The sequence below is a fragment of the Actinomycetospora sp. CA-084318 genome (assembly GCF_050955885.1).
Lineage (GTDB): Bacteria > Actinomycetota > Actinomycetes > Mycobacteriales > Pseudonocardiaceae > Actinomycetospora.
On the sequence record NZ_CP192098.1, the window covers coordinates 4,270,528 to 4,289,758 of the forward strand.

18 protein-coding genes are annotated in these 19,231 nt (G+C 74.3%); 3 read left to right on the top strand and 15 right to left on the bottom strand.

Annotated features, from left to right (window positions below; genetic code table 11):
• Nucleotides 1-5 precede the first annotated feature (5 nt).
• From ACQPYX_RS20900 to thyX, 3 genes are all read right to left on the bottom strand, one after another.
• Nucleotides 6-1,685: a ribonuclease J gene (locus ACQPYX_RS20900; protein WP_433803776.1), complete on the bottom strand. Its 1,680-nt coding sequence runs from the start codon at nt 1,683-1,685 to the stop codon at nt 6-8.
• A 381-nt stretch (nt 1,686-2,066) separates the two neighbouring features.
• Nucleotides 2,067-2,699 (bottom strand): TIGR03085 family metal-binding protein, encoded by a 633-nt coding sequence (locus ACQPYX_RS20905; protein ID WP_433799204.1) that lies wholly within the window; start codon nt 2,697-2,699, stop codon nt 2,067-2,069.
• Nucleotides 2,700-2,729: 30 nt separating this feature from the next.
• Nucleotides 2,730-3,482, bottom strand: a complete 753-nt coding sequence (thyX, locus tag ACQPYX_RS20910) for an FAD-dependent thymidylate synthase (RefSeq protein ID WP_433799205.1) — start codon at nt 3,480-3,482, stop codon at nt 2,730-2,732.
• A 111-nt stretch (nt 3,483-3,593) separates the two neighbouring features.
• On the opposite strand from thyX, the gene ACQPYX_RS20915 reads away from it, so the two are divergent.
• Together ACQPYX_RS20915 and ACQPYX_RS20920 are read left to right on the top strand one after the other, a co-directional pair.
• On the top strand, nt 3,594-4,268 hold the full coding sequence (locus ACQPYX_RS20915) for a toxin-antitoxin system HicB family antitoxin (protein ID WP_433799206.1): 675 nt from the start codon (nt 3,594-3,596) through the stop codon (nt 4,266-4,268).
• Nucleotides 4,265-5,203: a DUF4097 family beta strand repeat-containing protein gene (locus ACQPYX_RS20920; RefSeq protein WP_433799207.1), complete on the top strand. Its 939-nt coding sequence runs from the start codon at nt 4,265-4,267 to the stop codon at nt 5,201-5,203. Before ACQPYX_RS20915 ends, ACQPYX_RS20920 begins: the two co-directional genes overlap by 4 nt.
• Before the next feature lie 66 nt (nt 5,204-5,269).
• Here the strand turns inward: ACQPYX_RS20920 and ACQPYX_RS20925 are convergent, their stop codons facing one another.
• The 3 genes from ACQPYX_RS20925 to ACQPYX_RS20935 are packed head-to-tail and all read right to left on the bottom strand — an operon-like array spanning nt 5,270 to nt 8,696.
• Entirely contained in the window at nt 5,270-6,025 is a 756-nt protein-coding gene (locus ACQPYX_RS20925) for a succinate dehydrogenase/fumarate reductase iron-sulfur subunit (protein WP_433799208.1), read from the bottom strand.
• Nucleotides 6,022-8,004, bottom strand: coding sequence for a fumarate reductase/succinate dehydrogenase flavoprotein subunit (locus ACQPYX_RS20930; RefSeq protein ID WP_433799209.1), 1,983 nt, complete (start codon nt 8,002-8,004; stop codon nt 6,022-6,024). The genes ACQPYX_RS20925 and ACQPYX_RS20930 overlap by 4 nt, the downstream gene beginning before the upstream one ends.
• A 2-nt stretch (nt 8,005-8,006) precedes the next feature.
• Nucleotides 8,007-8,696 (bottom strand): succinate dehydrogenase cytochrome b subunit, encoded by a 690-nt coding sequence (locus tag ACQPYX_RS20935; protein ID WP_433799210.1) that lies wholly within the window; start codon nt 8,694-8,696, stop codon nt 8,007-8,009.
• A gap of 77 nt (nt 8,697-8,773) precedes the next feature.
• Between ACQPYX_RS20935 and ACQPYX_RS20940 the strand changes: the two genes are divergently transcribed.
• Nucleotides 8,774-9,745 (top strand): LysR family transcriptional regulator, encoded by a 972-nt coding sequence (locus ACQPYX_RS20940; protein WP_433799211.1) that lies wholly within the window; start codon nt 8,774-8,776, stop codon nt 9,743-9,745.
• A gap of 52 nt (nt 9,746-9,797) precedes the next feature.
• Here ACQPYX_RS20940 and ACQPYX_RS20945 read toward each other — a convergent pair whose 3' ends face one another.
• From ACQPYX_RS20945 to ACQPYX_RS20985, 9 genes are read right to left on the bottom strand one after another with little or no spacing between them, the layout of a single operon-like run.
• Nucleotides 9,798-10,562 (bottom strand): PIG-L deacetylase family protein, encoded by a 765-nt coding sequence (locus ACQPYX_RS20945; RefSeq protein WP_433799212.1) that lies wholly within the window; start codon nt 10,560-10,562, stop codon nt 9,798-9,800.
• A 5-nt stretch (nt 10,563-10,567) separates the two neighbouring features.
• Entirely contained in the window at nt 10,568-11,812 is a 1,245-nt protein-coding gene (locus ACQPYX_RS20950; RefSeq protein WP_433799213.1) for a glycosyltransferase family 4 protein, read from the bottom strand.
• Entirely contained in the window at nt 11,809-12,645 is an 837-nt protein-coding gene (locus tag ACQPYX_RS20955; RefSeq protein WP_433799214.1) for a sugar phosphate isomerase/epimerase family protein, read from the bottom strand. Before ACQPYX_RS20955 ends, ACQPYX_RS20950 begins: the two co-directional genes overlap by 4 nt.
• The gene (locus ACQPYX_RS20960; RefSeq protein WP_433799215.1) at nt 12,642-14,195 is read right to left on the bottom strand and encodes a YcaO-like family protein; all 1,554 of its coding nucleotides are present in this window, start codon (nt 14,193-14,195) and stop codon (nt 12,642-12,644) included. The genes ACQPYX_RS20955 and ACQPYX_RS20960 overlap by 4 nt, the downstream gene beginning before the upstream one ends.
• Nucleotides 14,192-15,022: an MBL fold metallo-hydrolase gene (locus ACQPYX_RS20965; RefSeq protein WP_433799216.1), complete on the bottom strand. Its 831-nt coding sequence runs from the start codon at nt 15,020-15,022 to the stop codon at nt 14,192-14,194. Before ACQPYX_RS20965 ends, ACQPYX_RS20960 begins: the two co-directional genes overlap by 4 nt.
• A complete protein-coding gene (locus ACQPYX_RS20970) occupies nt 15,013-16,023 on the bottom strand; it encodes a Gfo/Idh/MocA family protein (RefSeq protein ID WP_433799217.1) in 1,011 nt (336 codons plus the stop codon). The genes ACQPYX_RS20965 and ACQPYX_RS20970 overlap by 10 nt, the downstream gene beginning before the upstream one ends.
• The gene (locus tag ACQPYX_RS20975) at nt 16,017-17,153 is read right to left on the bottom strand and encodes a class I SAM-dependent methyltransferase (protein WP_433799218.1); all 1,137 of its coding nucleotides are present in this window, start codon (nt 17,151-17,153) and stop codon (nt 16,017-16,019) included. The genes ACQPYX_RS20970 and ACQPYX_RS20975 overlap by 7 nt, the downstream gene beginning before the upstream one ends.
• Nucleotides 17,150-18,049 carry a hypothetical protein gene (locus tag ACQPYX_RS20980; protein ID WP_433799219.1) on the bottom strand — a complete coding sequence of 300 codons (900 nt, stop codon included), beginning with the start codon at nt 18,047-18,049 and terminating at the stop codon, nt 17,150-17,152. Before ACQPYX_RS20980 ends, ACQPYX_RS20975 begins: the two co-directional genes overlap by 4 nt.
• Nucleotides 18,049-19,227: an inositol-3-phosphate synthase gene (locus ACQPYX_RS20985; RefSeq protein ID WP_433799220.1), complete on the bottom strand. Its 1,179-nt coding sequence runs from the start codon at nt 19,225-19,227 to the stop codon at nt 18,049-18,051. The genes ACQPYX_RS20980 and ACQPYX_RS20985 overlap by 1 nt, the downstream gene beginning before the upstream one ends.
• Nucleotides 19,228-19,231: the final 4 nt, after the last annotated feature.

The following is a 19,231-nucleotide window of genomic DNA, read 5'->3' on the forward strand; positions in this document are numbered from 1 at the left end:
GGCACCTACACGGGCAGCACCGTCGGCACGATCATCGGGCGGCGGCGGTAGGTCTCGCCGACCCACTTGCCCACCACCCGGCGGACCGCCTGGGCGATGCGGTGGGTGTCGGTGATGCCCTCGGCCTCGGTGCGGGAGAGCTCCATCTCGACGAGCGAGACGACGTTCTCGAGCGCCTTCGGGTCGTCGGAGAACCCGCGGCCGGAGATGCGCGGCGGCGCGACGGCGCGCCCGGTGGCGGCCTCGACGGCGACGGTGATCGAGATGAACCCGCCCTCGCCGAGCACCAGCCGGTCGGAGAGCGTCGTCTCGCCGACGTCGCCGACCTGGTTGCCGTCGACGTAGACGTGGCCGACCTCGACGCGTCCGGCGATGGCGGCCTTCTTCTCGACGAGGTCGACCACCACGCCGTCCTCGGCGATGACGACCCGGTCGGCCGGGACGCCCGTGCGCTGCGCGATCGCAGCGTTGGCCCGCAGGTGGCGCCACTCGCCGTGCACCGGCATGACGTTGCGCGGGCGCAGCGCGTTGTAGAGGAAGAGCAGCTCGCCGGCGCTCGCGTGCCCGGAGACGTGCACCTTCGCGACGCCGGAGTGCACGACCTCCGCCCCGAGCCGCGTGAGGCCGTTGATCACGGCGAACACCGCGGTCTCGTTGCCCGGGATCAGCGACGAGAGCAGGACGACCGTGTCGCCCGGCGTGATCGTGATCTGCCGGTGGTCGCCGCGCGCCATCCGGCCCAGCGCCGAGAGCGGCTCGCCCTGCGACCCGGTGGACACGAGGACCACGTCCCGCTCGGGCATGGCCAGCGCGTCGTCGAGGTCGACGAGGAGTCCCTCGGGGATCTCGAGCAGACCGAGGTCGGCGGCGATACCCATGTTGCGCACCATCGAGCGGCCGGTGAAGCACACCTTCCGCTTGTGCTTCTGCGCCGCGGTGAGCACCTGCTGGACGCGGTGCACGTGGCTGGCGAAGCACGCGACAATGAGCCGGCTGGGCGCGCGGCGGAACACGTCGTCGATCACGGGCGCGATGTCGCGCTCGGGAGTGACGAAGCCGGGGACCTCGGCGTTCGTGGAGTCCACGAGCAGCAGGTCCACGCCCTCGTCGCCGAGGCGGGAGAACCCGGCGAGGTCGGTGAGGCGCCCGTCCAGGGGCAGCTGGTCGAGCTTGATGTCGCCGGTGTGCAGCACGGTCCCGCCGGGGGTCCGCACGGCGACGGCGAGCGCGTCGGGGATCGAGTGGTTCACCGCGAAGAACTCGCAGTCGAACGTGCCGTAGTGGCTGCGCTCGCCCTCGCGCACCTCGAGCAGGTGCGGGGTGAGGCGGTGCTCGCGGCACTTCGCCTCGACCAGCGCGAGGGTGAAGCGCGACCCGACGATCAGCAGGTCGGGCTTCTGGCGCAGCAGGAACGGCACCGCGCCGATGTGGTCCTCGTGCCCGTGGGTGAGCACGAGCGCGTCGACGTCGTCGAGGCGGTCCTCGATGGCGCGGAAGTCGGGCAGGATCAGGTCGACGCCGGGCGAGTCCTCCGAGGGGAAGAGCACGCCGCAGTCGACGATCAGCATCCGGCCGCCGTACTCCAGCACGGTCATGTTGCGGCCGACCTCGCCGACGCCGCCGAGCGCGACGACGCGCAGGGCGCCCTCCGCGAGCGGCTTCGGGTGGGCGTCGGGGGCGGGCACCGACTGGGTCGGGGTGCCCGTGGCGCCACAGTCGTGGTCGTGCTTCGGGGTCTGCTCGGACCCCTGCTGCTGCTGGCCGCCGCCGTTGCGGCGGCGCTGCGCGGTCGATCGGCTCACCGGGCAGCTCCGGCGTGGGTCAGTGGGAAGATGGGTTCCTCCTGGTCAGGGGGCGGCTCCCGGCCGGGGCGTTCCCGACGCCGGGTGCGCGGGCAGCCGCCCGCGGGTGCGGCCGCTCGGCGGCCGCGGGAAGTCTCGGATGGCGATGAGCGACGTCGCGCCTCGTCGGCCGCGTCGGGCCGGGGTCCACGGTCGTGCTCATGCCGGGTTCACCGTACCTCGCCACCGGGACACCGGTGTGACGGCAGGGACGTAGACCACCCGTCAGAACCCGCGGTCGGTCGCCTTCACCGCCGCCACGTCGGCCGGCTCGCCGGAGAACGAGACCACCGCCTGCTCGCGTCCCGCGGAGAACAGCAGCAGCTCCCCCGGCTCGCCGACGATCGTCACGGTGCGCGGACCGCCCTTCGCGGCGTGCTCCGCGCCGTCCGGGCGCTGCAGCGTCACGCCGACCGGGCTCGAGCGGTAGGCGATCCGGCCGAGCAGCCCGACCTGCGCCCACAGGACGCGGTCGCGCTCGGGGTCGGCGGGCCGGGGTGACCAGCCCTCCTGGGCCCGGCGCACGTCCTCGTGGTGGATGAAGTACTCCTGCACGTCCACCCCGGCCAGGAACGGCAGCGCCATCGGGCTCCAGAGGGGCGGCCCGCTGCGGATCGCCGCGATGTTGGTGCCGTAGTCCCCGGCGGCGGCGCGGTTCTGGACGCGCTCGGTCCAGAACGACAGCGGCTTGATCAGGATCCCGGGTGCGGCGTCGGGTCGGCGCTCGCGGACCACGAGGTGGGCCAGCAGGTCACGCGTGGTCCAGTCCCCGCACAGGGTCGGCGCATCGGGTCCCTCGCGCAGCAGCGAGTCGGCGAGGGCGTTGCGCTCGGCGGCGGCGACGGAGGCTCCACTCATGCGCCTGACCTACCCGCGGTACGGGTCGGTCTATCCCTCCGCGACGAACGGGCTCGACGCCACGCGCGACCCGCCGGGCAGCTCGCTGATGACGAAGTCGGCGAACACGTTGGGCACCTCGGCCTGCAGCGCCTCGAGGCAGGCGATCGCCAGGTCGCGGATCTCGACGTCGGCGTGCTCGGAGGCGCGCATCGCGACGAAGTGCCGCCAGGCGCGGTAGTTCCCGGTGACGACGATGCGCGTCTCGGTCGCGTTGGGCAGCACCGCCCGGGCGGCCTGCCGGGCCTGCTTGCGGCGCAGCGTGCGGTTGGGCTCGTCGGCGAACCGCTCCTCCAGGCCGGCCAGCAGCTTCTCGTAGGAGGCCAGCGCCGCGGCCGAGGCCTCCTCGAACAGCGCGTGCAGCTCGGGGTCCTCCGCGATGACGGCGGGCTCGACCATCGCCGCGTCCGACTCCGGCACGTAGCGCTGGGAGAGCTGCGAGTACGAGAAGTGCCGGTGGCGGATCAGCTCGTGGGTGAGGCTGCGCGACATCCCGGTGAGGTAGAAGCTCACCGTGCCGTGCTCGAGCACCGACAGGTGCCCGACCTCGAGGATGTGCCGCAGGTAACCCGCGTTCGTGGCCGTGGCCGGGTTGGGCTTGCTCCAGGACTGGTAGCAGGCCCGGCCCGCGAACTCGGCGAGCGCCTGCCCGCCGTCGGCGTCGGTCTCCCACGGCACGTCCGCGGGCGGGACGAACTCGGTCTTCGCGATCAGCTGCACCCGGGGCGTCACGGTCTGGGCCACGCGGCCACGGTAACCGGCACCCCTGACGATCACCCTGCCGCCCGGCGTGGTGTCGTCCGCTGACAGCAGAAGTCGTTGCGATGGTGTCTTCGTGGTGTCACTGTGGTGCGCATGGACCTCACGCCCTACGTCACCGCGCTGCGGGACGACCTCGCTGCGGCCGCGTCCGTGGGCGACGAGCAGACCGCCCGGGCCGGCACCGCGCTGGCCGCGGCCCTCGAGCCCGCCGTCCGCCTCGCGCTGCAGACCGCCCTGTCCGACCTCACCGCCGAGATCTCCGACAAGCTCGACGACCGCACCGTCTCGCTGCGCCTGCGCGGCCGCGAGGTGGAGGTGGTCGTGGACGGCTCCGGCCCCGCCGGGGCGGACGGGCCGGCCGCCGGCTTCTTCGCCGGCCCGTCGTCGAGCCCGTTCGCCGGACCCGGCGGCTCGTTCCCCCGCCCCGGCGACGTCCCCGGCGCGGCCGGCCGCGGCGCCGACATGGGCGACATCTCCCGCATGACGCTGCGCCTGGTCGACCAGATCAAGGGCCAGGCGGAGCAGGCCGCCGCCGCGCAGGGCATGTCCCTGAACTCCTGGATCTCGCAGGCCGTGCAGGGCGCCCTGCGCGACAACCTGGGCCGCCACGGTCAGCGCCGCTGGGAGGGCTCCTGGGACCCGCAGCGCCGCTCCGGCGAGCAGGCCGGGCCGCCGCCCGCGGCCCCGTCCGACGAGCCGGGTCCGGGTCGCGACGACGACGAGGGCGGTCAGGGCGGCTCGGGCGTCTCCGGGTGGGTGCGCGGATGAGCGCCCCGGAGCAGTCCCGCCACGAGCGGTTCGACGCGTCCGGGCCCGCCGAACTGGTGGTGGAGATCGACGCCGGACGCGTGGACGTGCGGCTCGACGCCACCGACGCGGTGACCGTGGACGTCGTCGCCGACCGCGAGGGCGCGCCCGGCTGGGTGCAGGGCCTGGCCGGGCTCGTCGACGCCGCCGGAGGTCTGGAACGCCGGTTCGGGGTCGACCTGAGCGCGGTCGCCGGGCTCGGGGTCCGCCGCGACGAGTCGCCCGAGGAGCGGGCCGCCCGGGCCGTCGCGGAGACCACCGTGGAGTGGACCGACGGCGCGCTGCACGTCCGGTCGCCACGCGAGGTCGCCCTGCGCACGATCCCGCTGTCGGTCACCGTCCACGCCCCGGCGTCGTCCGCGCTCACGGTGCGGGCCGGCGCCGCGCCGGTCGACGTGGCCGGACTCCCGGGGACGGTCGAGATCGCGACCACCGGCGCCGTCTCGCTGGACCGGGTGGCCGAGCGGTCGCGGATCCGGTGCGGGGCCGGGGACGTGACCGTCGGGCGCGTCGACGGGGCCCTGCGCGTGAAGGGCGGCGCGGGCGACGTGTTCCTCGACGAGGTGCACGCGGGGGTGGAGGTCGTCACCGGCAGCGGCTCGGTGACCGCGGGCCGGGTCGACGCCGACCTCGCGGTCCGGTGCGGCAGCGGCGACGTCACGGTGCGCGACGCCTCGGGCGGCGACCTCGACCTGTCCACCGGCGCCGGCTCGGTGCGGGTGGGCGTGCACGCCGGGGTCGACGCCTCGGTCGACCTGCGCTCCGCGGCCGGCACGGCGGCGTCCGACCTGCCGGTGACCCCGACGCGACCGGAGGGCGACGCGTCGTCGGGAACCGTGCGCATCCGCGGCCGGGCCGCGGCGGGCGACACCCGGGTGGTCCGGGCCGGCGCCTGAACGCACGAACGGCACTCTCGCAGCATCTATGTGCGCGAGAGTGCCGTTCGTTCACATCGGTGGGACCTAGTCCGCGCGCGCCCCCGCGAGGGTGGCGCCGAGGACGTCGTGGTTCAGCCGCGAGATCGAGGCCAGCGGGATGCCCTTCGGGCAGACCTCCGCGCAGGCGCCGACGTTGGTGCAGCCACCGAAGTCGAGCTCGTCCTGCTTGGCCAGCATGTTGATCGCGCGGGTCTGGCGCTCCGGCTGCCCCTGCGGGAGCAGACCGAGGTGCGTGACCTTGGCCGAGGTGAACAGCATCGAGCTGCCGTTCGGGCACGCCGCGACGCAGGCACCGCAGCCGATGCAGGTCGCGGCGTCGAACGCGTCGTCCGCCGAGACCTTGTCGACCGGGGTCGCGTGCGCCTCGGGCGCCGAGCCGGTGTTGACGCTGACGTAGCCGCCGGCCTGGATGATCTGGTCGAACGCCGACCGGTCGGTCACCAGGTCCTTGATCACCGGGAAGGCCCGCGCCCGCCACGGCTCCACGTCGATCGTGTCGCCGTCCTTGAAGTGCCGCATGTGCAGCTGGCAGGTCGTGGTGTTCTTCTGCGGGCCGTGCGGGGTCCCGTTGATGACCATGGCGCACGAACCGCAGATGCCCTCACGGCAGTCGTGGTCGAACGAGACGGGGTCCTCGCCGGAGAGGATCAGCTTCTCGTTGAGCACGTCGAGCATCTCGAGGAACGACATGTCCTCGTCGACGTCGTCGAGCTTGTACTTCTCCATCTTGCCCTTGGCGTCGGCGTTCTTCTGACGCCAGACGCGCAGCGTGATTCTCACTTGTAGCTCCGCTGGCTCGGGTGGACGTAGGAGAACTCGAGGTCCTCCTTGTGCAGGATCGGCTTGGCGCCGGGCTGGTCGCCGCCGTACTCCCAGGCCGCGACGTACGCGAAGTTCTCGTCGTCGCGCTGCGCCTCGCCGTCCTCGGTCTGGTGCTCCACGCGGAAGTGGCCACCGCACGACTCCTCGCGGTGGAGGGCGTCGGTGCACATGAGCTCGCCGAGCTCGAGGAAGTCGGCGACGCGGCCGGCCTTCTCCAGCGACTGGTTGAAGCCGTCGCCCGTGCCGACGATCTTGACGTCGCGCCAGAACTCCTCGCGCAGCGACGGCAGCCGGTCGAGGGCCTTCTCCAGCCCCTCCTTGCTGCGCGCCATGCCGCACTGGTCCCAGATCAGCTGGCCGAGCTCGCGGTGGAACGAGTCGACGGTGCGGTTGCCGTTCGCCGAGAGCAGCTTGTCGATGCGGCCCTTGGTGGCCTCGACGGCCTCGACGACGGCCGGGTGGCTCTCGTCGATCGGGTCGAACGGCCCGTCGGCGAGGTAGTTCGGCACTGTCGTCGGGAGCACGAAGTAGCCGTCGGCGAGGCCCTGCATCAGCGCCGAGGCGCCGAGGCGGTTGGCGCCGTGGTCGGAGAAGTTGGCCTCGCCGCCCACGAACAGGCCCGGGATGGTCGAGCGCAGGTCGTAGTCGACCCACAGCCCGCCCATCGTGTAGTGGATCGCCGGGTAGATGCGCATCGGGACCTCGTACGGGTCGTCCCCGGTGATGCGCTGGTACATCTCGAAGAGGTTGCCGTACTTGGCCTCGACGGCGTGGCGGCCCAGACGCGCGATGGCGTCCTTGAAGTCGAGGTAGACCCCGAGACCGCCGGGGCCGACACCCTGCTCGGCGTCGCACATGTTCTTCGCGGCGCGCGAGGCGATGTCGCGGGGGACCAGGTTCCCGAACGCCGGGTACTGGCGCTCGAGGTAGTAGTCCCGCTCCTCCTCCGGGATGGAGTTCGGCGGGCGCGAGTCGCCGCGCTCCTTCGGCACCCAGACGCGGCCGTCGTTGCGCAGCGACTCCGACATCAGGGTCAGCTTCGACTGGTACTCGCCGGAGACCGGGATGCAGGTCGGGTGGATCTGCGTGTAGCAGGGGTTCGCGAACAGCGCGCCCCGCTTGTGCGCCCGCCAGGCGGCCGTGACGTTCGAGCCCTTGGCGTTCGTCGACAGGTAGTAGACGTTGCCGTAGCCGCCGGTGCAGAGCACCACCACGTCGGCCAGGTGGGTCTCGATCTTCCCCGTCAGGATGCTGCGCGTGACGATGCCGCGGGCCCGACCGTCGGCGACGATCAGGTCGAGCATCTCCGTGCGCGGGTGCATCTCGACCGTGCCGGCCGCGATCTGGCGCTCGAGCGCGGAGTAGGCGCCGATCAGCAGCTGCTGCCCCGTCTGACCGCGCGCGTAGAACGTGCGCGACACCTGGGTGCCACCGAACGAGCGGGTGTCGAGCAGACCCGAGTACTCGCGGGCGAACGGCACGCCCTGCGCGACGCACTGGTCGATGATGTTCAGGCTGACCTCGGCCAGCCGGTGGACGTTCGACTCCCGCGAGCGGAAGTCGCCGCCCTTGACGGTGTCGTAGAACAGCCGGTGGATCGAGTCGCCGTCGTTGCGGTAGTTCTTCGCGGCGTTGATCCCGCCCTGCGCGGCGATGGAGTGCGCGCGCCGGGGCGAGTCCTGGAAGCAGAACGACTTCACGTGGTAGCCGGCCTCGCCGAGCGTGGCGGCGGCCGCGCCGCCCGCCAGCCCCGTGCCGACGATGATCGCCGTCATCTTGCGCCGGTTGGCCGGGTTCACCAGCCGGGCGGAGAACTTGCGGTCGCTCCACCGGTCGCCCACCGGGCTGTCGGGGGCGCGGTCGTCGGCGATCGGGTCGCCGAGCAACCAGCGGCCCTCGCCCTGCACCGCCGTCGGCTCCTGCTGCAGCTCTGACATGGTCACCTCACCAGACCGAACATGACGGACACCGGGATGATCGCGAAGCCGACGGCGATGACGACGCCGACGACGATCGAGAACGACTTCAACGCGTGCTGCTTGGCGGCGCTGTTGCCGCCGAGCGTCTGGATGCCCGACCACAGGCCGTGGCTGATGTGGAAGCTCAGCGCGACCATGGCGACGATGTAGAAGATCGCCACGATCGGCCGGTCGAAGCTCGCCACCAGCTTGGCGTAGGCACCGCCGGCGGGGTCCGGGTTCACGGTGCCGGTGGTCAGGTCGAGGATGTGCCAGATCACGAACAGCGCGATGATCACGCCGCCCCACCGCATGGTGCGGGCCGCGTAGCTGCCCTGGTGTCCCTTGTGCTGGTACCCGACCGGCCGCGCGCGCTTCGCCTTGTACCAGAGACTGAAGGCCGCGGCCATGTGCAGCACGACGGACGCGAGCAGGACGACCCTGATGATCCACAGGACGCCCTCGTAGCCGAAGATCTCGGCACCGAGCGTCCGGAGGTGCTCGGAGTACGCGTCGAACGTCTCCTGCCCGAAGAAGATCTTCAGGTTGCCGATCATGTGGGCGATCACGTACAGCAAGAAGATCACGCCGGTCACGGCCATGACGAACTTCTTGCCGACGGACGAGCCCCACGTCCGCGTCACGATGTTGCGCTGCTGTGTCAGGACCACGGCGACACGCTAAGCCCGGGAACACGCCGACTGCCAATGCATGCAAGTCGGTTCAGCGATGCACATAAGCTATCGAGGTGACCCTCAAACAGCTCATCTACTTCCTCGCTGTGGCGGACACGGGACGGTTCGTGCAGGCAGCGGCGGAGGTGCGGGTCGCGCAGCCCACGCTGAGCCGACAGGTCCAGGCCCTCGAAGATGATCTCGGTGAGACCTTGTTCACGCGGGGGAGGGATCACGTCACACTCACCTCGGCGGGTGAGACCCTGCTGCCCCTCGCGCGGCGCATCGTCGCCGACGTCGAGACCGCCCGGCTGGAGATCGCCGAGCTGGCGAACCTGCGCCGCGGACGCCTCCGGCTGGGGGCCACGCCGTCCCTGTGCGTGAGCGTCGTCGCGGACGTCCTCGCGGTGTTCCACGAGTCCTACCCGGGCGTCTCGCTGCGGATCTCCGAGGGCGGGTCGCGGGACCTCGTCGGTGACCTGGAGGACGGCCAGCTCGACCTCGCGCTGGTCATCCACCAGGCCGACGGGTTCCCGACGACCGGTCCGGCCGGGGTCCCGCTCGCCCTCACCCCGGTGCTGCGCGAGGAACTGGTGGCGGTCTCGGCGACCGCCGGCCGGGCCCCGCTCGACGAGGTGCTCGGCGACCACGCCGGCATCGCCGAGATCGCCCGGCACCCCCTGGTGCTGAACCGTCCCGGCTACGAGCTGCGCGAGGCGGTGCTGTCCGCGTGCGCCGCGGCGGGGGTCACGCCGCGGGTCGCCGTGGAGGGCGGCGAGATGGACGCGGTGCTGCGCATGGTGGAGCGCGGTCTGGGCGTGGCGATCGTGCCGAGCCTCGTGCTCGCGGGCCGTACCGGCCTGCACACCACCCGGCTCGACGGCACCGGCTGGACCCACCGCACGATCGTGCTGGCGCACCGCACCGACGTCGCGCCCACGCGCGCGGCCGAGGCGTTCCGCGAGACGCTGCTGGCGGTGCTCGCCCGCACGTCGCGCACCGGCGGTCTGCCGCCGGGGGTCCGGTTCATCCATCCGTCGTCCTAGGGCTCGGTCCTGACGGCGGGTACCCACGGTTCCGGGATGTGCACCCGGCGTCTCAGGGGCCGAGCAGCGCCGCCAGCACGCCCCCTGCGCGAGAGCCGACACGCAGCACCTCGGCCGCTCCCCCGCTCCCCGTCCGCGCGGCCTCGTCCCGGGCGAGTGCCGTGAGCGCCGGCCCCGCCGCGTCGGCCGACCCGAACTGGAACGGGACCTGGGTCCGGTAGCAGGCCACGGCCGTGGCCTTGCGCCCCAGCTCGTCGGTGACGTCCACGGCCACCTCGGCCCCGTCGACGTGGGCCATCGGCACCGCGTCGGGGCGGCGCACGACGTACGGGGTGTCACGCCACCACGCGCATCGCTCGCGGTCGACCAGGCCGGCCACCACCGCCGAGACCCACTGGTGGTCGACGTGGTCGCCGAGCGCCTGGGGGGCGAGGACGAGGTCGGCCCCCGCGAGCACCGGCGTGAGGGCCTCCGCGAGCGGGCGCGCCACGACGTCGCCCCCGCGCCGACCGGCGAACAGCGCCGCGGCCGAGTCGTACCCGCGGTGCGGCGCCTCGAGCAGGCCCAGGTGCCGCGGGGCCACGCCCAGGACCTCGAGCGCGCCGCGGTCCTCGGTCCGGCGCAGGGCCATGTAGTCGACGTCCGCGGCGAGGCCCTTGTCGAGCTGGGTGGACAGCGCGAAGGGTGTCGCCACCGCCGGGTCGACCGAGCCGGTGAAGCAGGTGACGACGGTGACCTGCGCCGTCCCCGCGAGCCGCGCCAGCGTCCCGCCGACCGAGAACACCGCGTCGTCGAGGTGCGGGCTGACCGCCACCACGCGCGTCACAGCAGGTGGGGCGCCGCGCGGAACCGGCAGGACGGGTCCACGGGCGGGTCGGGGATCGCGGGCACGGGCACGCCCCGGACCGTGTCGTACACGGCGGTGACCCGGTCGGCGATCACCGGCCACGACCACACCGCCCGCACCTCGTCGAGGGCGCGGCGGGCCAGGGCGACCCGCAGCGCCCCGTCGTCGAGCACCCGCGCGACACCGGCGGCCAGCGCCGCGGGGTCCTTCGCCGGGACGAGCACGCCGTTGTCGTCGGGACGCACGCAGTCGCGGACCCCGACGACGTCGGTGGACACCACCGGGAGCCCCGAGGCCATCGCCTCGAGGATCGTGTTGGAGAAGCCCTCGGCGTAGGTGGGGCTGACGAAGACGTCGCCGCGCCCGTACACCTCGTGCGCCCGCTCGTAGGGGGTGTAGCCGAGCTGGTCGGTGCGGTCGTCGAGGCCGAGTTCGGTGACGCGCTCCGCGACCAGGGCCGTGTCCGGCCCGATCCCGGAGACGACGAGGCGGACGTCGCGCCCGGCGTCGAGCAGGGTCCGGTGCGCCTCGAGCAGGTCGAGCACGCCCTTCCGGGCGTCGACGCGACCGTGGTAGAGCAGGGTGGGTGGCTCCCGCAGCGCTCCGGGCTCGTGGGCGGGGGTGAACCGCTCGGTGTCGGTGGCGCCGGAGACGATCGTCCAGCGCGCCGGGTCGACCTCGTGGCGGGCCGACACCTCGGCGGCGAATGAGGGCGAGCCGATCACGAGCGCGGGGGCGTGGGCGAACACGGCGCGGACCAGGTCCCGGTGCGTGGTGCAGCACGTGCCGACCCAGTGCCCGTCGCCGCCCTGCACGCTGACCGCCGCCGGCAGCCCGAGCTCGTGCGCCGCGCGGAGCACCGCCAGGCCGTTCGGGTAGGCGTACTGGGCGTGCAGCACGTCGAACGGGCGCGCCGCGTGCAGCCGCGCGATCGTCGCGCGCATCGTCTCGACGTCGGCCTCGAAGTCGGCCGGGCGGCCCGCGGCGACCTCCTGCTCGCCGTGGGCCTCCAACGCCACCACCTCGACGCCCGCGGGGACCCGCTCGGGCGGCGGGGGGCCGCCGCCGTAGACCGCGCGCCCGGCCGGGTCGCCCCGGTACTGCGAGATCATCGTGACGTCGTGGCCCGCCCGGACGAGGTGGCGGAGCAGGTTCTCCGCGTAGGCGCTCATGCCGGACACCGCGGGCCAGTAGCGGCGCGAGACGAAACAGATCCTCATCGGGCGTCCTCCAGGGCGCGCAGCGTCGCGATGGCCTCGCCCACGAGCCGGTCGGCGCGGTGCGAGTCGCGGGAGAGTTCGAGACTGACGAGGCCGTCGTGCCCCACCGCGCCGAGCGCGGCGACGACCGCGCCCAGGTCCATGTCGCCCTCACCGGGGGCGCGGTGGTCGTGGACGCCGCGCGGCATGTCCTCCACGGCGACCGCTCCGAGCTGCGGCGCGAACGCCCGCACCGCGTCGGCGGGGTCCCAGCGTCCGGAGACGATGCAGTGCCCGGTGTCGAGCGCGAGCGCGATGTCGGGCACCTCGGCCTGCAGCGCGGACCAGTCGTCCAGGTCGTCGACGAGCATGCCGGGCTCCGGCTCGACCGCGACCGTCACGCCCCGGACGCGGGCGTACTCGGTCACGGCGGCGACCCCGTGCACCAGCCGCTTCCACGCCTCGTCCGGGTCGAGCCCCGCCGCGAGCACGCCCGCCCAGAACGAGACGGCCTCGCTCCCCAGGTCGGCCGCGACGTCCACGCACAGCCGCAGGAACGCGACGCGGCGCGACCGGTCGCCCGCCTCGGCGCTGACGAGGGTCGGCTGGTGCTTGCGCCGGGGGTCGAGCAGGAACCGGGCCCCGGTCTCGACGACGCTGCCCAGCCCCAGGCCCCGGAGCCGGTCGGCCAGGGCCGCGGTGCGGCGCGCGAGCTCGGGGGCGAACGGGTCGTGGTGGGCGACGTCGAGGGTCAGCGCGACCCCCGCGTAGCCGTGGTCGGCGAGCAGGTCGAGGGCGTCGTCGAGCCGGTGGGAGGACAGGCCGTTCGTGTTGTAGGCCCAGCGGATCGTCACCGCAGCTCCACCTCCTCCCCCGCCGCGACCCGCGCGACGGCGTGCCGGGTCGGCTCGCGGTAGAGGGGGTAGAGGTCGCCGACCACCCGGTCGACGCGGTTGCGGTCGAGCCAGGCGCGGTCGCTGCCGCGCTCGTCGCCGAGCCGCGCCGCCTCGTCGTCGGGAAGGAGCACCGGCGCCGCCCCGGGGTGCGGCGGATCCCCCAGCCCGACGAGGCCGAACGCCGGGTCGTGCGGGTCGGCCGCCCGGTCCAGCAGCCGGTCGACGCCGCGACGACCGATCCGGCCGTAGGACATGGTCTCCACCTCGAGGCCGGGGACGATCACCTTGACCGCGCACGCTCCGTCCGATCCGGTCGAGCTCCGCTGCGCTGCGTCTCCGTCGGCGTCGGCCAGCACCGCCAGGACGTCGAACTCCCGCAGCCGGCCCATGAGGTCGTCGAGGAGGGCGACCGGCTCGTCGACCGCGGTGGTGGGCAGCTCGTCGAAGCGGACCCGCGTGTGCTCGGCGAGGACCGGCTCCAGCAGCCCGCGCAGGTCGTCGGCGCCGCGGGCGGTCCAGTCCCGCATCGCGCGGAAGGCGCGCGCCTCCTGCGGAGCCAGCGGCTGGGCGAGTTCGCGGTCCCAGTAGCTCGCGGGTGCGAGCGGCCGGACGGTGTCCAGGTCGCCGTGGGCGAAGGTCTTGCGCACGCGGGCCGAGCAGAACTCGAGCAGGGCCTTCTGCAGCGCGACCTCGCGGTCGGGGTGCGCGGCCTCGCCGCAGGCGGTCAGGGCGATCGGGTGTGGCGGGTCCCCCGCCACGTCGTGGCCGACCACGTGCAGGTCGGTCACGCCGAGCGCGGTGGTGGCGAGCTTCGGGACGACGCGGACGCCGACCCGGCGCAGGTGCGCGAGCAGCGCCCGGGTGTCCGGGTCGGCCACGAGCTCGTCGTCGGGGCCGAGGTCGAGGACGATTCCCCGGTCGAGGGCCCGGAACGCGGTGCTGTTGCCGTCGCGCTGCAGCAGCTCGCCGAGGGCGTGCGCGAGGGCCCGTTCGACGGTGTCCCCGGCGCCGCAGCCGTTGGTGATGACGGTGGTGAGCCGTTCGGCCGGGTCCTGCCAGGGCAGGTCGACGGGGTACGCGGCCGCGAACTCGGCCGGCACGAGGACGGTCTCCCCCGTCCGCACCCGGGTGGCGGGGAGCCACCAGCGCTCGGCGTCGGGATCGTGGGCGCTGCCGGCCGGGAGGGTGAGGCGGACCGGGTCGACCACGGCGTCGGCGCCGAGGCGGGCCCGCAGCGCGGTGTACGAGTCCCGGGTGCGTTCGAGGGTCCGCAGGTGCCGGGAGAGCAGCATCTCCTCGGCGAGCTCGGCGCGGGCCGCGACCCGGGCGCGCTCCACGGACAGGCCGTAGCCGAACGAGCCGGAGCGGGGCCACTCTCCGGTGGGGTCGGCGAAGTCGGCGGCGACGACGTGGACGCCGGTGCGGTCGGCGCCCCGGAGCTCGATCTCGTCGGTCTCGCCCGGGGGCAGGGCGGCGGTGTAGTCCTGCGCGACGGCGTCGAGGCTCACGAGAGCTCCGCCAGCGGGATCGGGCCGGCGACGGGCTGCGCGGAGAGCAGGCGGTCGTAGAGCGCGAGCACGTGGGCGGTGGTGATGCCCTCGACGAACTCGAACGGCGTGGCGACGGCGTCGAAGTCCAGCTCGCCGATCACCTTGTAGGCGTCCCGGATCTCCTGGTGCGAGAGCGGGATCTGGGCGTGGTAGGCCTTGTGCGCGGACAGCCCCGTCGGCCGGCCCTCCTCGTCGAGCGCCGCCTTGAGCATGTCGCCGCAGAACAGCACCTTGCGCCGCTCGTCGTGCAGCACCATGTGGCCGTCGAAGTGCCCGCCGGTGCGGTGCGCGACGAGCCCGGGCGCGAACGTGTGGCGGTCGTCGAGCGGCCAGGTCACCCGGAAGGCCTTGGTCCACTCCAGGTCGCGGACGCCGACCGCCATCACGGGCGGGTCGAGCGCGTCCTGCAGCTGGAACAGGGCGCCGTAGCCGTGGACGTGGCTCGCCGCGAGCGCCGCCAGGCCGCCGCGACGCCGGATCTCGGCGAGCCCGTCGTCGGGATAGAAGCCCGCGCCCTCCCAGCCGACGAGGCCCGCGTCGGTCTCGATCACCCAGCCGCACGTCCCCAGCCCGACCTGCGGCTCGCACCAGAACCCGGTGATGCCCGGCCGCACCTCGGCCCAGCGGGCCTCGCGACCGCGGGCGACCTCGTCGAGCGAGGAGAAGTCCCAGCCGTCGTCGGGCAGGGCGTTGCGGACGTCGACGCACACCGGGCAGGCGGGCGGGGTGGCGAACCAGCGCTGCCAGTGGCCGCAGTTGCCGCAGGTCCAGGGGCTCAGGGGCACGGTGCCTCCAACGCGTTCAGCAGTAGTCGGTGCAGGGCGAGGTCGCGGGCGAGGGGGTACGGCCACGGCACCTCGCCGCGCACGGCGGCGCCGAAGGCGGCGACCTGGCGCTCGAACGGGCCGTCGGGGTCGAAGACGACCGCCTCGGCGGCGCCGGTCGTCGCGTCGAGGAACGTCAGCGACCCGCCGGCGACCTGGCCGAGGGTGTCCTCGGCGACCAGCTGCCCGCGCGTGCCGACCACCTCGAGGCGCCGCCGCGGCAGCGTGTCGGGGAGCGCGAAGCTGACGTGGGCGCTGAACAGCGTGCCGGTGTCGGTGGCGCCCACGAGCACGGCGCCGTCGTCCGCCGCCGGGTCGGCGTACGGGTGCACCCGGCGGCGGGTCACGGCGGTGAGGCTCGTGACGTCCTCGCCGAGCAGGGTGCCCGCGAGGTCGAGGCCGTGCGGCGCGAGGTCGATCGCCGCCCCGCCGCCGGCCAGCGCGGTGTCGACCCGCCAGTTGCCGCCGTCGCGGCTGTGCGGTGGCGTCCAGGTCGGCGGCAGCCAGCACCCGTAGACGATCCGCACCGCGGTGACCGTGCCGAGGCGTCCGTCGGCGACCAGCTCCGCGATCCGCCGGTGGGCCGGGTGGAAGCGCTGGTCGAAGGCGGTCGCGACGAGGACGTCGCCGGCCGCGTCCACGGCGTCCACCATGGCGCGCGCGTCCTCGACGGTGTGCGCCATCGGCTTCTCGCACAGCACGGGGACGCCGGCCGCGGCGACCGCACGGACCACCGGCAGGTGGGCGTGGTTGGGGGTGGCGACGTAGACCGCGTCGGGACGGGCGTCGAGCAGCACGTCGAGGTCGGTGGTGGCGAGGTCGGCGGGCACGTCGTCGAGCGCGGCCGGGTCGCGGTCGCACACGCCGACGAGCCGGGCGTGCGGGTCGGCCGCGACGGCGGGGAGCACGTGGTCGCGGGCCACCCAGCCGAGCCCGACGACGCCCCACCCGGTGCTCACCATCGCGCGGGCAGCTCGACGAGGACCCGGCGCCGCACGGCCTGCTCGCGGTCGAGGTCGGCGGGGACGTGCTCGGGCAGGTAGTCGGCGACCCGCTCGCCGTACTCGGCGCCCCAGCGCTCGTTCGGCCACCGCCGGACGCCGCCGCGGTAGAGCGGGTTGCGGTGCAGCTCCGCCCCCGGGGACGGCCCGAGCAGACCCTGCTGCGGCGGGACCACCGCGCGGTCGAGGGCGAGGGCGACGGCCTCGGTGGCGTCGAGGTCGATCCCGGCGGCGGGTCGCGCGGGCCGGGCGTCCAGCGCCGCGGCCGTGAGCTCCTCCTCGGTGTAGGTGAGCGCGGCGGGCAGCATCGCCGCCCACTCCGCGGGTCGGCGGGGCCGACCGGCGGCGCCGAGCGGGTGGTCGGCGTTGTGGCAGTGCGCGGCGAGGACCGCGCCGCCGGGGCCGGCCAGGTCCGCGGCGCGGTGCAGGACGTCGGCGGGGTCGTCGAGGAAGTACAGCGTGTCGTGGCAGGAGACCCAGGCGTCGCCGGCGCCCACCAGGGGCCACGGCGAGCGGAGATCGGCGCATACCAGCTGCACGTCCGCGTCGTCGGGCAGGACGAACCGCCGGGCCAGCCACAGCTTCGCGAAGACGATGTCGACTCCGGTCGCGCCGGCGCACTCCCCCGGTTCGAGGACGAGGCGACGCAGCAGGTGCCCCGCACCGCACGCGAGGTCGACGACCGCCCGGCCCGCGGGCGGGTGCGTGGCGACGAGCGCGGTGACGGCGAGCCCCGACGGGTCGTGGTCGCGGTGCAGGAAGTAGTCGCCGACCCGACCCAGCCCGAGCGCGGCGGCCGCGTCCCGCAGCGTCGTCGTGGGGTCGGCCGCCGCCTCGTAGACCGAGGCGAGCCGGTCCGGCGGCGGGGGCGGCTGGTCCCACCAGTCGTCGTTGTCGGCGAGCAGCACGGCCGCGGCGTCGGGCACCCGGCCGTCGTCGAGCGCGGCGAGGGCACGCTCGACGAGGTCGTCCCGGCCGGTGCGCAGGTAGGGGATGCCGTCGAGCACCGGCCGGCGCCGCTCGCCGTCGGACAGCGAGTGCGGGGTGTCCGGGGTGAGCTCCCGGCCGGAGAGCGGGTCGAGGAGCGTCACGGGGTCAGCCCCGCCTCGGTGAGCACCGCGTCGTGGAAGGCCGAGACCGGCGAGACGTGGACCAGCTCGAGGTCGACCAGCGCGTCCGTCGCGGTGAACGCGGCGGCGCGGGCGTGGTGATGGACCTGCAGCACCCGGTCGAGCACGTCGGCGGCGTGGAAGGCGCGCCCGAGCGGGGTGTCGGCGTCGGCGCGGGCGGTGAGCAGGAGGCGGACCCGGTCGGCGAGCAGCGGGGGCAGCGCGGCGAGCTCGCGCTCGGTGAGCCGGTCGAGGACGCCGTCGAGGTGGTCGCCGAGCAGGATCTCGCCGGCGAACCCGGCGTCGGGCAGCGCCACGTTGTGCAGGTGGTGGGCCAGCCCGAGCAGGAACGCCTCGCCGAGGTCCGCGCCGTACCCCGGGGCCAGCAGCGCGCCGTACACGGCGACCGCCCAGCAGTGTTCGCCGTGGTCCTCCGGGGGCTGGACGATCAGGCGGGGCCGACCGGGGGCGGTCGCCCCGGCCCGCGGCTGGTCGACGAGGGTGACGGCGAACGCCGGGGCGGCCGCCGGGTCGCCGACCGGGTCGGGGGCGTCCGTGAGCCGGGCCCGGAGCCCGGCGGGCAGGGCGGCGCCGACCTCGTCGACGGCCCGCGCCCGGACGGCGCGGGCCTCGTCGGCGGTGAGCCCGGCGTCGCGCAGGACCGGTCCGTCGAGGCCGGCGAGACGGGCCCCGGCGACCGCGGCGGCGCACTCCGCCTCGGCCACCGTCGTCGGATCCTCGCCCGCGACCAGCGCCGCCCAGGCCCGCAGGAAGGCCTGGTCGGCGAGGGAGCCGGGGCGGCCGGCGACGTGGACGCGCTTGAGGTCGCCGATCTCGCGAAAGGTCCCGACGAGCTCGCCGGGACCGGCCGCGGACATCAGCGGGCGAGCCAGTCGCGGAGCACCTGCTCCTGGCGGTAGAGCGCGTGCTCGGGCTCGGAGCCGTCGCGGGTGATCGGCTGCTTGAAGAAGTAGCCGAGCTGCTCCTGGGCGCCGCCCTCGCCGCGCCGGGCGGCCTCGTCGACCATGCGCGCGAGCTCGAGCACCAGCGGGGCGGCCAGGATCGAGTCCCGGCACAGGAAGTCCACCTTGACCTGCATCTTCTGCCCGAGGAAGCCGGTCAGGTCGATGTTGTCCCAGGCCTCCTTCTGGTCGCCGCGGGGCCGGTAGTAGTCGATCCGGACGATGTGGTCCTCGACCTCGTAGCCCAGGCACTGGTCGAGCACCGTGCCCTTGGTCTGCAGCTTGCTCGACAGCGAGTCGGCGTCCTCGAGGATCTGCCCGTCGCGGTTGCCGAGGATGTTGGTGGAGTACCAGCCGTCGACGTGCAGCGACCGCGACCGGAACGCCGGCGCGAGGACCGTCTTCATCATCGTCTGGCCGGTCTTGCCGTCCTTGCCCGACACGGGCACGCCCCGCTGGAGCGCGAGCTCGAGCAGCGCGGGGATGTCCGCCGACGCGCTCGGCGTGAAGTTCACGTACGGCGAGTCCGAGGTGATCGCGGCGTAGGCGTAGATCATGCTCGGGCTGATCACCGGGTCGTCGGCGTCGAGCGCCGCCTCGAAGGCCTCCGGCGTCTGCAGCGAGGGCAGCGTGAGGTCCGGCCACCGCTCGGTGGACGCGAGGTTCACGACGACGACCCGGTCGAGGTCGTGCTCGGTGCGGAACCGCTCGATGTCGGTGCGGATGTGGTCGACCCGCCCGCGCAGCGTCGAGATCGGGATGACGTTCGCCCCGATGGCGTTGCGGCAGTAGTCCGGGTCGGCGACCGCGGGCCACGGCGCCACGGCCGCGAGCCCCGCGCCGGCCGCCTCGACCACGCGCGGCTCCAGCACCCCGTGCAGGTGCGCCGCCTTCGCGAGGTCGTCCCCGTCGAGGTCCCACCCGCCGAACACCAGCGAGGTGTAGGGCACCAGCGAGGTCACGTCCGCGAACGGCAGGCCCTCGTGGCCGCACGCCCCGACCTTCAGCAGCTCGACCCCCGCGATGGCCGTGGTGGCGACCGCGCCCCCGACCCCGACGACGGCCACCCCGACCTTGCGCTGCTCGTCCGACACCCGA

Bases quoted from the DNA above. Each gene is read 5' to 3' on its own strand.
- ACQPYX_RS20905 (WP_433799204.1), bottom strand. From the start codon at position 2,699: ATGAGTGGAGCCTCCGTCGCCGCCGCCGAGCGCAACGCCCTCGCCGAC.
- ACQPYX_RS20915 (WP_433799206.1), top strand. From the start codon at position 3,594: ATGGACCTCACGCCCTACGTCACCGCGCTGCGGGACGACCTCGCTGCG.
- ACQPYX_RS20920 (WP_433799207.1), top strand. From the start codon at position 4,265: ATGAGCGCCCCGGAGCAGTCCCGCCACGAGCGGTTCGACGCGTCCGGG.
- ACQPYX_RS20930 (WP_433799209.1), bottom strand. From the start codon at position 8,004: ATGTCAGAGCTGCAGCAGGAGCCGACGGCGGTGCAGGGCGAGGGCCGC.
- ACQPYX_RS20950 (WP_433799213.1), bottom strand. From the start codon at position 11,812: ATGAGGATCTGTTTCGTCTCGCGCCGCTACTGGCCCGCGGTGTCCGGC.
- ACQPYX_RS20970 (WP_433799217.1), bottom strand. From the start codon at position 16,023: ATGGTGAGCACCGGGTGGGGCGTCGTCGGGCTCGGCTGGGTGGCCCGC.
- ACQPYX_RS20980 (WP_433799219.1), bottom strand. From the start codon at position 18,049: ATGTCCGCGGCCGGTCCCGGCGAGCTCGTCGGGACCTTTCGCGAGATC.